General features: G+C 45.0%; 12 protein-coding genes. 5 read left to right on the forward strand and 7 right to left on the reverse strand.

Annotated features, from left to right (window positions below; all coding sequences use genetic code 11):
- Positions 1–703 precede the first annotated feature (703 nt).
- The gene (locus L5L94_RS16025) at positions 704–1,165 is read left to right on the forward strand and encodes an RNA-binding protein (protein WP_113941557.1); all 462 of its coding nucleotides are present in this window, start codon (positions 704–706) and stop codon (positions 1,163–1,165) included.
- Positions 1,166–1,201: 36 nt separating this feature from the next.
- On the opposite strand, the gene murI is transcribed toward L5L94_RS16025, so the two are convergent.
- Entirely contained in the window at positions 1,202–2,026 is an 825-nt protein-coding gene (gene murI / locus L5L94_RS16030; RefSeq protein WP_263164006.1) for a glutamate racemase, read from the reverse strand.
- A 222-nt stretch (positions 2,027–2,248) separates the two neighbouring features.
- Between murI and trmA the strand changes: the two genes are divergently transcribed.
- On the forward strand, positions 2,249–3,346 hold the full coding sequence (gene trmA, locus L5L94_RS16035; RefSeq protein WP_263147028.1) for a tRNA (uridine(54)-C5)-methyltransferase TrmA: 1,098 nt from the start codon (positions 2,249–2,251) through the stop codon (positions 3,344–3,346).
- A gap of 109 nt (positions 3,347–3,455) precedes the next feature.
- On the opposite strand, the gene fabR is transcribed toward trmA, so the two are convergent.
- Positions 3,456–4,070, reverse strand: a complete 615-nt coding sequence (gene fabR, locus L5L94_RS16040; RefSeq protein WP_105251021.1) for an HTH-type transcriptional repressor FabR — start codon at positions 4,068–4,070, stop codon at positions 3,456–3,458.
- Positions 4,071–4,214: 144 nt separating this feature from the next.
- On the opposite strand from fabR, the gene L5L94_RS16045 reads away from it, so the two are divergent.
- The 3 genes from L5L94_RS16045 (at position 4,215) to mnmH (ending at position 7,581) form a co-directional block, all read left to right on the forward strand.
- Positions 4,215–5,321 carry an acyl-CoA desaturase gene (locus tag L5L94_RS16045; RefSeq protein WP_263164009.1) on the forward strand — a complete coding sequence of 369 codons (1,107 nt, stop codon included), beginning with the start codon at positions 4,215–4,217 and terminating at the stop codon, positions 5,319–5,321.
- 95 nt (positions 5,322–5,416) lie between these two features.
- Complete coding sequence (gene selD, locus L5L94_RS16050) at positions 5,417–6,475, forward strand: selenide, water dikinase SelD (RefSeq protein ID WP_263164012.1); 1,059 nt, start codon at positions 5,417–5,419, stop codon at positions 6,473–6,475.
- Complete coding sequence (gene mnmH, locus L5L94_RS16055) at positions 6,475–7,581, forward strand: tRNA 2-selenouridine(34) synthase MnmH (protein WP_263164014.1); 1,107 nt, start codon at positions 6,475–6,477, stop codon at positions 7,579–7,581. The genes selD and mnmH overlap by 1 nt, the downstream gene beginning before the upstream one ends.
- A 79-nt stretch (positions 7,582–7,660) precedes the next feature.
- Here mnmH and L5L94_RS16060 read toward each other — a convergent pair whose 3' ends face one another.
- The 5 genes from L5L94_RS16060 to nudE all read right to left on the reverse strand — a co-directional run bounded on the left by L5L94_RS16060 (position 7,661) and on the right by nudE (position 12,407).
- Positions 7,661–9,523 (reverse strand): MFS transporter, encoded by a 1,863-nt coding sequence (locus L5L94_RS16060; RefSeq protein ID WP_263164016.1) that lies wholly within the window; start codon positions 9,521–9,523, stop codon positions 7,661–7,663.
- A complete protein-coding gene (locus L5L94_RS16065; RefSeq protein WP_263143472.1) occupies positions 9,514–10,125 on the reverse strand; it encodes a TetR/AcrR family transcriptional regulator in 612 nt (203 codons plus the stop codon). The genes L5L94_RS16060 and L5L94_RS16065 overlap by 10 nt, the downstream gene beginning before the upstream one ends.
- A 316-nt stretch (positions 10,126–10,441) precedes the next feature.
- Positions 10,442–10,885 carry a GNAT family N-acetyltransferase gene (locus L5L94_RS16070; RefSeq protein WP_263164019.1) on the reverse strand — a complete coding sequence of 148 codons (444 nt, stop codon included), beginning with the start codon at positions 10,883–10,885 and terminating at the stop codon, positions 10,442–10,444.
- Positions 10,886–10,892: 7 nt separating this feature from the next.
- Complete coding sequence (cysQ, locus tag L5L94_RS16075; protein ID WP_011848162.1) at positions 10,893–11,705, reverse strand: 3'(2'),5'-bisphosphate nucleotidase CysQ; 813 nt, start codon at positions 11,703–11,705, stop codon at positions 10,893–10,895.
- Positions 11,706–11,825: 120 nt separating this feature from the next.
- Positions 11,826–12,407, reverse strand: coding sequence for an ADP compounds hydrolase NudE (gene nudE / locus L5L94_RS16080; RefSeq protein WP_131525220.1), 582 nt, complete (start codon positions 12,405–12,407; stop codon positions 11,826–11,828).
- Between the last annotated feature and the right edge of the window lie 86 nt (positions 12,408–12,493).

Raw genomic sequence — 12,493 nt, forward strand, 5'->3', positions numbered from 1 at the left:
TTGCATGTGTTAGGCCTGCCGCCAGCGTTCAATCTGAGCCATGATCAAACTCTTCAATTAAAGTTTTGTTGCTTCCGTCTTGCGACTTCAGCGGCTCAATGAATTCTGATTTTTTGTTTCTAACTAAAGAAACAAACTGTACATATTGCTATGAACACTCATTGTTACATTGATTTAAATTTTTGACTGCCAACCCGAAGGTTAAGCAGTTTCGATTAACTCAACACCTGTGAGTGTCCACACAGATTTGCTTGATAAATTGTTAAAGAGCGTTGACCACACACTGAGTTTTCAGCGGGTCAGGGCTGCGTATTCTACGCATTCCCGTTAGTGCGTCAAGTAGTTTTTTCAACTTTCTCAACACTCATCGTTTAGCTTGCTAACCGATGAACTGCATGGCTTTCTTTGCTTAACTTGCGTTACGCTGTCTGCCGTGTCAGTGGATGCGCATTATAGGGAGATTGAGAAAGTCCGCAAGGGCTTTTTATCGATCATTGAATCGCACGTCGATATTTTAAACGTTATGACCATTTTTTAGCTTATAAGCTCTATTTATCGGAGATAAGTAAGGTTTTTTATCTAATAATTGATAATTCACGCTCAATATTTCAGCAATGGTCTAGTGTAAAAGTAAATAATTCATTACCATATACTTGCTGTTAACAGTTATTTATCAATTTCCCATTCATCAGAGAGCATTCTTATGCAAAAGTCATTTCTTATTGTCTTGATTGTCGCCATTATTGGCGCAGTAGCACTATCTCAGTTCGCAACGCCATTATCAGCTATTGCTTTTGTCGCTGGCGCTATCATTGCAAGTCTTGTTTTTAAATTTGTTCCAGAGACTTCATCATCTCATGCTTCAGAAGAACAATATGTTGGCCCTACTATGACCTTATATGTAGGTAACCTGCCTTATCGTGTTCATGAGGGTGAAGTAAAAGTATTATTTGGCGAATTTGGTCCAGTAAACTCTGTGCGTTTAGTCAGAGATCGTAAGACGGGTCGTCGTAAAGGTTTTGGTTTTGTGGAAATGTCAGAATCAGGCGCTCAGAAAGCCATGGTTAAACTGAATGACTATAGTTTCCAAGAAAGAACCTTAAAAGTAAGAGAAGCAAAAACACAAGATTCGGAAGCTGCCGACCGTACAGGGACAGACGAGTAGCATTACCGCTTAAACTGTTTTGCTTTATTTTGTAATTTAGTTGGTTGTGGTGATTCGTTCGATAGTTGAAAAGCCACAATCAATTAATGTTGTTGTTAACCCTTCGCTGATTCCCACCTTAGTATAGAAAGCTTGCATAACTGACTCCCTTACAGCTTCTCTCTCATCTGTTACTCTGTGCTCTTCCACAATAAGATTCTGTTGCGTTAAAAGAGTCACGACTCGCTTAGCAATAGCAGCGCCAGAATCCATTAGTTTTACGCCCGCACCGAGAACTTGTTGTAATTCAGCTTTGATCATAGGGAAATGAGTGCAACCTAGTACGAGAACATCCAATTGTGCGGCAACGACTGGTGCGAGTAACTGTGCCAATCTATGCATATCCAACATTCCAGTCGCCACTTTTTGTTCTGCCATCATCACTAATTCAGAACAACCAAAGAGTTCGACATGGCAATCATCAGCAAATTGGCTGATAAGTTCATGGGTATAATGACGCTTAACTGTGCCAGGTGTAGCCAAGAGTCCAATACGTTTGCTCTTAGACATTAGAGCGGCGGGTTTAATGGCGGGGACAACACCTACGACAGGGACAGTAAGATGTGCACGTAATGCCGGTAATACAACAGTACTTGCAGTATTGCAGGCAACGACCACTATCATTGCATTGGTACGAGCCACTAGATCGCATACTAATTCGACACAGCCAGAAATTAATACCTGCTCTTCCAACTCTCCATAGGGCAACCTAGCATTGTCGAAAAGATAGCAATAGTCGCTATGGGGCAAACTCTTGCGGATTTCAGCCAGTACAGATAGACCACCAATCCCAGAATCAAACACTAATATAGGTCGCGACAAGCGAATCTCCAGTTTCGGATATATAAATAAACTATACAGATTGGACGCATTAACGATTCGATGGCTGCTTTACTGGCGGAATCCAGCCAAATACCATAGAACCACATTCAAGTGCGCGGATTTTCCCATAGCTTTGCGAAAACCGCAAAAGCAAGATACTGGACATTCGTGTCACCTAGTATAATATTTGCGCCCCAATTTACAGCAACGGTGAATCAAACAATGAACTTAGCAGCAATGGACCCTCAGACTTATGATGCGCAGTTAGAACACAAGCGTATCAAGCTAGAACAAGCCTTTGCCCAATTTGAAACACCGAGTGTTGAAGTTTTTGCCTCAGAGCCAGCTAACTACCGTATGCGCGCCGAATTCCGCATGTGGCATGATGGTGACGACTTATACTATTACATGTTCGATAAAGTATTGAATGAGAAAGTACGTTGCGATCAATACTTGCCAGCCAGCGTGCTCATCAATCAAATGATGTCGGCCTTAATCGCCGAGCTGAAACCGAATCCGAGTCTAAGGCACAAATTGTTCCAAGTGGATTTTTTGTCGACTTTAAGCGGCGAGATCTTAGTGTCTTTGCTTTATCACAGGCAGCTTGATGACCAATGGCGCGCCGATGCGACTGCATTGAAAGCCAAGTTAAGTAGCCAGTTTAACGTCAACATCATCGGCCGTGCCCGTAAGCAAAAAATCGATTTAGATAAAGACTTTGTGGTTGAGTCATTACAAGTAAATGATAAAACCTTCTTATATAAGCAAATCGAGAACAGCTTTACTCAACCGAATGCCAAAGTTTCCGTAAAAATGTTGGAGTGGGCTATCGATGCGACTCAAAACAGTAAGGGAGACTTACTCGAGCTCTACTGTGGTAATGGCAACTTTTCTATCGCACTGGCGCAAAACTTTAATCGCGTATTGGCAACCGAACTCGCTAAGCCTTCAGTCGATGCGGCGCAATACAATATCGAAGTGAATGGTATTGATAATCTGCAGATTATTCGTATGTCAGCCGAAGACTTTAGCGATGCCATGGCGAAGAAACGCAGCTTTAGACGTTTAGAAGGTATCGATCTTGACAGCTATGTTTGCAACACCATTTTTGTCGACCCACCACGCGCGGGGATTGATCCTGATACGCTGGCGTTAGTCCAAGGTTATGAGCGGATTTTGTATATTTCCTGCAACCCAGAAACCTTAAAAGATAACCTGCAACAACTGAACGAAACCCATAAAGTGACCCGCTTTGCCTTGTTTGATCAGTTCCCTTACACAGATCACATGGAAACAGGTGTACTACTCGAGCGTCGTTAATCACTTCAGATACACTGAGCTCGACTGCAGAACACTTAAACGTAAATTCGCTAAAAAAATAATGGAGCCTTAGGCTCCATTATTTTAGTGAATCTGCATCTCACTCAGATTAGCGGTGTTCAACCTTATGCTGCAAAGCCTCGGCGCCTTTGGCGACCATGCGCAATTGCATGACTAATTGATCGGCAAGAATTTTACGGTCAGCCCGTTTCATATCTAATGCTGAAGCGCCAGCATTAAACACCAGAGTCACTAAAGCTTCAGCCTGTGCACGGGCTAGCAAGGGGGTTCGCCCCGCTTTGGCTTCGGTATAATGAGCCAATTCAGAAATAAAATGTTCAATTTCGCGGGCAACTGCCGCACGGAATGCTGCCGAGGTTCCAGAGCGTTCATGCAATAAAATACGGAATACGTTTGGATTCGAATCAAGCACTTCCATAAAGGTATCAACGGAAATACGGATCACACTGCCACCCACTTCAGCTCGCTGACGGCCTTTACGCATCATCTGCCTTAGGGTTAACCCGCCCTCATCCACCATAGTAAGACCAAGTTCGTTCATATCTTTAAAATGGCGATAAAAAGATGTCGGCGCGATATTAGCTTCCCGAGCAACCTCTCGCAAACTCAGACTTGAGAAACTGCGCTCAGCACTTAGCTGATTAAAGGCCGCATCGACTAAAGCTCGACGAGTTTTCTCTTTTTGCTGTGCTCGAATACCCATTCTTAAATCCGCTAACTGAATGTAATAACGCGATAATACCGCTTTTAGGCATTAAACACAGCCCCATCGTCCTTGACCAAACAATATAGCTAAGCTAAATTAGCTTACAGATGTACGCTCAAAAGCGAATTTTGGAAACCTATAATGAAAAAACCCCCTATCATCTGGCTTAATGTCAGTCTGTTTGCCATCACTTTCCTCAGTGCGGTAATTTTAGTTCCATGGCGCGGTATTATTCATGGCTATGGTGCCAGTGAATGGATCGCTTTTATTGTTTTAGCCTTTGCCAGTGGTTTGTCGATCACCGCTGGTTATCACAGACTCTGGTCACACAAGGCCTATAAAGCCCATCCGGCAGTGCGTTTTATATATGCCCTTGGTGGTGCTTTAGCATTACAAAACAGTGCATTGCACTGGGCATCTGATCACAGAGTTCACCATAAGCACGTAGATGATAACGACAAGGACCCGTACTCAGCCAAAATGGGATTCTGGTACAGCCATATCGGTTGGATGCTGCGTGAGTATCAGTCGCAACGCTATCACGATTATCAAAATGTGCGTGATCTGCAAAATGACCGTATTGTCATGTGGCAACACAAACATTACCTCGCACTCGTGTTGCTAATGAACATTGGGCTGCCTGCACTGCTTGGTTGGCTCAATGGTGACGTGCTGTCGATGTTATTGATGGCGGGTTTACTGCGTTTAGTGGTGGTGCATCACTGCACTTTCTTTATCAACTCTTTAGCCCACGTGTGGGGCAGTCAGCCTTATACCGATAAGAATACCGCCCGCGATAATGGCTTCTTGGCCATGTTGACCTACGGTGAGGGTTATCATAATTTCCATCATATTTTCGAAAATGATTATCGTAATGGCATTAAATGGTGGCACTACGATCCAACCAAATGGTTGATTAAGTCATTATCTTGGTTGGGATTAGCTAAGGATTTGCGTACGAGTCCACAGGAACGTATCGAGAGCGCACGCTTACAGATGCAGTTATTACGTACCAAGCGGAAGGTTAATAACCTGCCTAATGCCGATGAAATTATTGAAAAAATCCAAGCAGAGTATGAGTTATTAAAGCTACACTTAATGGATTACTATCAAGCACAGAAAACCTTGCTTGAGGCCAAGCGTAAACAACTTGTCGATCAGCAACTATTGCAACAAGTTGAAGAGCTAAAGGCGCGTTTCTTAGTCCAGCAAAAACATTGGCGCAGCCTGACCGCAACTTATAGCTAAGCCACAATTCTGCCCGAAAGTCATACGGCCACCTTGCATGGTGGCCGTATCTGATTATGATGATGCCTTAATCACTTAAATAGGCTGTTGAGATCATGTCAGATTCCCCAGTTACACTCCCAGAATCAATCAAGCTAACAGAATATAGTCATGGCGCAGGTTGTGGCTGCAAAATATCCCCTAAAGTGCTCAGCACTATCTTAGCCTCGCAATTACCTGTATTTACCGATCCAAATTTGCTGGTTGGCAATCAGAGCCGCGACGATGCTGCAGTGTACAAACTCAATGATGACATAGGCATCATTAGCACTACCGATTTTTTTATGCCAATTGTTGACGATCCATTCACCTTCGGTCGTATCGCAGCGACCAATGCGATCAGCGATATTTATGCCATGGGCGGCACGCCTATTATGGCGATTGCAATTTTAGGTTGGCCAATCAATAAACTACCCGCAGAAATCGCACAGCAAGTGGTCGATGGCGGCAGACAAGCCTGCATGGAAGCGGGGATCATGCTAGCCGGTGGTCATAGCATAGACGCACCCGAACCTATTTTTGGTCTCGCGGTTACCGGGCAAATTGCCTTAAGTGATTTAAAACAGAATGATACCGCTAAAGCCGGCGATCGTTTATATCTCACTAAACCTATCGGCATTGGTATTTTAACCACAGCGCAAAAACAGAAAAAACTCCGCGATGAAGATAGTCTCATTGCGGTAAATGCCATGTGCCAACTCAATACTATAGGCGCGACCATTGCAAAAATTAGCGGTGTAAATGCCCTGACCGATGTCACAGGTTTTGGACTGGCGGGACACTTACTCGAAATGTGCCAAGGCGCCAACCTCACTGCGAAGCTTAAATTTGATGCAGTGCCATTGTTACCACGCGCCTTAGATTATTTGGCCTTAGGTTGTGTTCCTGGCGGAACTCACCGTAATTACGATAGTTATGGCGAGCATCTCCCCGAGCTCAGCGAGCATCAAAAAGCGATTCTGTGCGATCCGCAAACCAGCGGTGGCCTGTTAGTTGCCGTCTCGCCCGCAGCTGAAGCGGAATTAATTGCCCTACTCGATGCGAACCACATAACCCCAATCTGCATTGGGTCACTGGAAACACCGACCACTGCAGCGAATGTGGTGTTGTGCTGATGCCAACCGCTATTGTAGCCGCAGAGCAATATAGGGAGATCTTTCTCAATCAACATCCGATGATGGATGTGCGAGCGCCCATAGAGTTCACTCGGGGCGCGTTTCCCAACTCGACCAACTTGCCCTTGATGCTAGATAGTGAAAGGGAAAAAGTCGGTACTTGTTATAAGCAATTTGGTCAGCAAGCCGCGATTGAATTAGGTCATTCACTGGTGAATGGTCCCATCAAGCAACAGAGAATCGAGGCTTGGGCTAGCTATGTGAAAGCCAACCCCAACGCCTACCTTTATTGCTTTCGCGGCGGCTTACGCTCGCAACTCACGCAACAATGGCTTAAAGAAGCCGGTGTAGAAGTCCCTTATATTCAGGGTGGCTATAAGGCCATGCGCCAATATCTGATTGGCGTGATTGAAGCGGCACCGACTCAACAGCCGTTATTGAGTTTGAGCGGGATGACGGGCTGCGGTAAAACCGATTTTCTACTACACCGTAAAGAAGCGGTTGATCTTGAAGGAATAGCTAATCACAGAGGCTCTAGTTTTGGAAAGAATATCGACCCACAGCCAACGCAGATTAACTTTGAAAATCAACTCGCCATTACCTTGCTACAGCACCAAACAAGTGGCGCGGCGTGTTTACTGCTCGAAGATGAAAGCTTCCTGATTGGGCGTTCGGCGCTGCCGCAGACATTTTACAATGCCATGCAAGCCGCTAATGTTTTAGTGCTAGAAGAGTCGGATGATGCGAGGCTCGAACGCTTACGCTATGAATATGTGCATAAAATGTATAGCGGCTTCTGTGAGCGCCTAGGGCCGGAAGCAGGTTTTGCGGCTTTCAGTGAATATCTATTACAGAGTTTAGTGAGCATTCGCAAACGTCTAGGCGGAAAACAACATCAAGAACTGCAAGATTTGATGCAACAAGCCCTCGATCAGCAAATTAACCAGAATGACACTTCGCAGCATTTAGTCTGGATAAACCTGTTATTGCACAAGTATTACGATCCTATGTATCAATACCAATTACAGAAAAAGTCCGAACGTGTTCTTTTTAAAGGCTCACATCAAGCGATGCACGAATGGTTGGATAGTTATCAAACTCGATAAATTGCCCACGCATAAATGAGATAACCGCGAACATTAGATCCGCGGTTATCACTTCACTTTATTTCATGCCTTAACGAATTTAAGACTTGCCCAGCAGGCTCGCCACTTGGACTCTCAAAGATTCCTTATTCGCAAGCTTACCATCAACGGCATCCGTTAAATCCACCGACACCCTTGACCAAAAACGCTTGGGCATTTTAGCCAAGGCATGTCCGCCCTTGTGGCTAAAGTAAGATCCCCATAATCCGTGCAGCGCCATAGGAATGACTGGCACTGGATCTCTGGCCAAAATCTTATCAATTCCAGGACGAAAATCGCCAAGTTCACCGTCAGGTGTGAGCCGACCCTCAGGGAAAATACATACCAACTCGTCATTGGCGAGCGCGTCATGAATCGCCTCGAAGGCACGGTTATAGGTCTCTTCACTTTGCTTAGGCGAACAGATAGGGATCACACCTGCATGGCGGAACAAATACTTCAATAGAGGAATTTCGCTGATGGATTTATCCATCACAAAGCGGATTGGCCGTGTCGACGCTCCCATAATAATCAATGCATCCACATAACTCACATGGTTACAGACTATGATGCCAGCCCCTTCCTTTGGAATTTTCTCTCGGCCTGTGACTGTCACTCGATACATAACATGGCTAAGTAAGTAACTGATAAATCGTTGTGTAAATTCTGGTACTTGTGAATAAACATAGAGCGCGACGACAGCATTCATCACGGCAAGCAACAGGAATAACTGTGGAATAGTCCAACCTGCAACGCCCAGCAACAGCATAGATAACAGTGCCGAAACCACCATAAACAATGAGTTCATAATGTTATTGGCGGCAATCGCCTGAGCACATTCACCCTTAGGCGAACGAGATTGAATAAACGCATACAGGGGGACGATGAACAAACCGCCGCTAACGCCAATCATAAAGAAATCTAGCATCACGCGATAATGTTGGGACTCGCCAATAAAGACCTTTAATCCATAGACAAAACCAGCATCCACTGGCGCAGGTGGAATAGCCCAAAGCAAATCGACACCAAAGATAGTTAATCCCAATACCCCAAATGGCAGTAAACCGAGTTCCACATGGCCGTAGGAGAAACGTTCACAAACGAAGGAGCCAACAGCAATCCCGATGGAAAACATGCCTAATAATAATGACACCACAGTCGCACCAGAATGCAAATGCAGCTTAGCAAAGTTAGGAAACTGAGTCAGATAGGTCGCGCCTAAAAACCAAAACCAACTGATAGCGAGGATAGCCATCCAGATTGAAGGCGTTTGACGGGCTTTTTTGATGCTACGCCAAGTGCCCGATAACGGCCTGAAACGTATTTTTTCGATGACGCCCTGCGGGGGTAATGCAGGAATCGCTCGGCTCGATAAATATCCTGCAAAGGCTAATACAGCAACAGTAATCGCCGACCAAAGCGTACCGTTTTCATCAGAAACCAAGATCCCCGCACTCAAAGTGCCCACCAGAATCGAGAGAAAAGTGCCCATCTCAACCCAAGCGTTGCCTGTGACTAACTCGTCCTCTTTCAACGCTTGGGGTAACAAGGAATATTTAACCGGACCGAAGTATGCTGACTGGCTACCCGTTAAAAATAACAGTAATAACATCATCATGTAGCTCTCACTCAGAATCGCAATCGCGGCGCTAAACATGATGATGACTTCGAGTAGTTTCAATCGGCGAATGAGTTTAGCCTTATCCATATTATCGGCGACAACACCCGCATGGGCCGAAAAGAGGAAAAATGGCAAAATAAACACCCCAGCCGCCAAGTTCACAAACATATCGACGCTTATGGGTAGGTCTTTCACTTGGCTAAAAGTCACTAATAACAGCAACACATTTTTATAGATGTTGTCATTTAATGCGCCTAAGCACTGAGTCGCAAAATAGGGTAAAAAACGTTTTGTTAGCAGCATGATAGTTCCTTCTGGTAACCCATTCCTTGTAAATAAGCTTGTACGTGACTCTCGAGTAAATCCTGCAGTGATAATGACTCAGCGAAGAGCTTATTATCGAGTGACAGAGAGGTCAGCCCATGAATTCCACCCCATAATACCCGACTCATACTGAGATGCTGCGCCTGCGTAACCTCGGGAAATAGTTGCGCCAATTCACGCTCAATCAGAGTAAATAACCCCGCAATCAATTGCCCTTGCGATTCGGGCAAGGGTTCAGAATCGAGTAATTGCAGCTCAAAAACCAGCTTAAAAGCTTGGCGCTGCTCATGGGCGAATTGACTATACTCCCAAGCCATTGCAATAATTTTACCTAAACTGTCGGCCGCACGAACACCCGTCAATCGATCGTGCAAAGTCCTAAGCGTTGACTCAGAAACCGCCAGTAATAAATAGTTGTAGCTGCCGAAAATATTGATCAAGGTACTAGGGACATAACCAATTTGGCTGGCCACTTTGCGTAAGCTGAGCCCTATGGCACCTTGATCTATCAGTAACTCAGTTGCCGCTTGTATTGCCATCGCGCGAATTTCATCATGGCTGTGTTCTTTTCGTCTGGCCATAGGTCTCATCCCCCGTTGAATAGCAAGAGACTAACAGTAGTCAAAATAAAAAACAACGTTCAAAATAAGTTTGTTTTACGTACAGAAGAGGGTAAATAATGAAGGATATTATTGAAGATGATGGATAAAGATAGGCACTCGAATTAGACTCCCTCAGCAAGCCGAACTGGATCCGTGGGATGACATCACCTAAAAGAGCATAAAAAACGGCGCGCTCAGTCAGCACACCGTCCATTATTTTGATTTAAAAATCATTCTTAATTCAAAGGTGATTTTTATTTGGGGATAATCTTTGGTTCAAAGATAAGCGCGCGATTTAAGGCCTGCGATAAGTCATCACAACCCTATCTGCGCCATCGCCAAAATAATCGGCCTCAAAAGTTGAATCAATGAAACCTAAATGCTGATATAAGCCATGGGCAGGGTTACTCGGATCAACGGTTAAACACACCCGCTCAACTGACACGGGCAACTCGGCTAAACATTGTTGCATCAAACGCTTGCCGAATCCCTTCCCGCGAGCATTTTCACTCACTGCGACAGATAATATCCACATGCAGCTAGGATCGCTACTCTGGGCACTGAGCAAATAGCCTTGTAGCTGATTATCTGCATCCACGGCCACTAAAAATTGCTCTGGCCAACAATCAAATCCCTGACGGAAGAAAAAATCGGGATAGCTGTGCTCACCAAAAATGGCCTGTTCGAGCTGATAAACTGCGAATAACTCTGACTTTAATACCGGACGTATAGACTGCATTTGAAAATCATTCACCTATTAAAATCTTATCCCACTCTAAGTTGGGTGCGCCAACTACGATGAAGTTAGGGTTTTCTAAGCTCTCGCGCTCATTGTAGGTTAACGGTTGCAGCTCAGTATCCATCAGCTGTCCACCCGCTTCCTCGACGATAATTTGCGCAGCTCCCGTGTCCCACTCACCCGTTGGTCCGACTCGTACATAACAATCAGCACGACCTTCGGCGACAAGACAGCTCTTCAACGCTGCCCCCCCCATCACGACTAACTCGCAGTGTTTGGGATGGTTGAATAGGGTCAACACAGATTGAGGGTCCTGACGGCGACTTACGGCTAATCTTAGGGATACCTTTTCACGGTGCTCAATTTGGCGACTGCTAATACGCACTTCTTGTTTATCCGTGCGCTTGTACGCCCCTAAACCAGCAATAGCGTAATAACACACTTGCGTCATCGGCACATAAACTACACCCATCACGGGACGATTGTGTTCCACCAGCGCAATAATGACTGAAAAATCACCACTGCCGGCGATAAACTCCCCCGTACCATCGAGCGGATCCACCAACCAATAGCGCTTCCAAGATTCACGCACACTCAACGGAATGTCAGCGGCTTCTTCAGATAACACAGGAATATCAGGCGTTAAGGCGGTTAATCGGTCACAAATGATCTTGTTCGCCGCTAAATCTGCGGAAGTGACAGGGGTATTGTCAGACTTCATTTCTCGCTCAAAATTACCTTTGAGATAAATATCACGGATAGTTATCCCTGCATCGGTCGCAATCGCAATAACTTCGTCGATCAACTCTTCTGGCTTCATAACAACTCCAATCGCCTGCTGAGCGAATGTTTTGCAAGCGTGCAAACTCTGAACGCTTAAAAGGAAAAAGATTATTTAAGTTATATACCCAAGCTACCTGAATATACGAGTTTCAGTGCGTTAAATGCCCTTTAAACCCTGCATCTTCTGGATGTTTAGGTATAAATATTTTTGCGCCAAAAACAACGCACTCACACTACGGGATTCAGAAAAATCGACATCATCGAGCAAGGCTTCCCAATCGGCGAGCGCCCAAGGCACCACATCAATTGGCTCGGGCTCATCACCTTCAAGGCGACTCTCATACAGATCTTCTGCAAGAAAAATTTGCATCTTACTAGAGAAATAACCCGGAGCTAGGCTGAGTTCTTTCAGTAAGGTGAGCTTATTCGCTCCAAAGCCAATTTCTTCCTGTAATTCACGATTAGCAGCTTCTATTGCTGTCTCACCGGGATCGATCAAACCTTTTGGGAAACCGAGTTCGTAATTATCAGTTCCTGCAGCATATTCGCGTGCCAGTAGCATTTTCCCTTGATGAATAGGCACTATCATCACAGCGCCACGACTACCGCCTTTCATGCGCTCATATTGGCGCTCTACACCATTGGAGAACTTAAGATGCACTTGCTCAATTTGAAATAATCGGCTTCTCGCGACAACTTCGGTATGCAATATTTCCGGCTTATTCTGCCGTTGCGACATAACTGCCTCTGGATAAAAAAGCGATAAATTAAATAAGGTAAGTGACAATCTTACTATCCTGTCTTTAATCTACAACCTGAATTTAT

Source organism: Shewanella sp. SM21, assembly GCF_025654335.1.
GTDB lineage: Bacteria > Pseudomonadota > Gammaproteobacteria > Enterobacterales > Shewanellaceae > Shewanella > Shewanella oncorhynchi.

Bases quoted from the DNA above. Each gene is read 5' to 3' on its own strand.
- L5L94_RS16025 (WP_113941557.1), top strand. From the start codon at position 704: ATGCAAAAGTCATTTCTTATTGTCTTGATTGTCGCCATTATTGGCGCA.
- trmA (WP_263147028.1), top strand. From the start codon at position 2,249: ATGAACTTAGCAGCAATGGACCCTCAGACTTATGATGCGCAGTTAGAA.
- fabR (WP_105251021.1), bottom strand. From the start codon at position 4,070: ATGGGTATTCGAGCACAGCAAAAAGAGAAAACTCGTCGAGCTTTAGTC.
- L5L94_RS16045 (WP_263164009.1), top strand. From the start codon at position 4,215: ATGAAAAAACCCCCTATCATCTGGCTTAATGTCAGTCTGTTTGCCATC.
- selD (WP_263164012.1), top strand. From the start codon at position 5,417: ATGTCAGATTCCCCAGTTACACTCCCAGAATCAATCAAGCTAACAGAA.
- mnmH (WP_263164014.1), top strand. From the start codon at position 6,475: ATGCCAACCGCTATTGTAGCCGCAGAGCAATATAGGGAGATCTTTCTC.
- L5L94_RS16060 (WP_263164016.1), bottom strand. From the start codon at position 9,523: ATGCTGCTAACAAAACGTTTTTTACCCTATTTTGCGACTCAGTGCTTA.
- L5L94_RS16065 (WP_263143472.1), bottom strand. From the start codon at position 10,125: ATGGCCAGACGAAAAGAACACAGCCATGATGAAATTCGCGCGATGGCA.
- L5L94_RS16070 (WP_263164019.1), bottom strand. From the start codon at position 10,885: ATGCAGTCTATACGTCCGGTATTAAAGTCAGAGTTATTCGCAGTTTAT.
- cysQ (WP_011848162.1), bottom strand. From the start codon at position 11,705: ATGAAGCCAGAAGAGTTGATCGACGAAGTTATTGCGATTGCGACCGAT.
- nudE (WP_131525220.1), bottom strand. From the start codon at position 12,407: ATGTCGCAACGGCAGAATAAGCCGGAAATATTGCATACCGAAGTTGTC.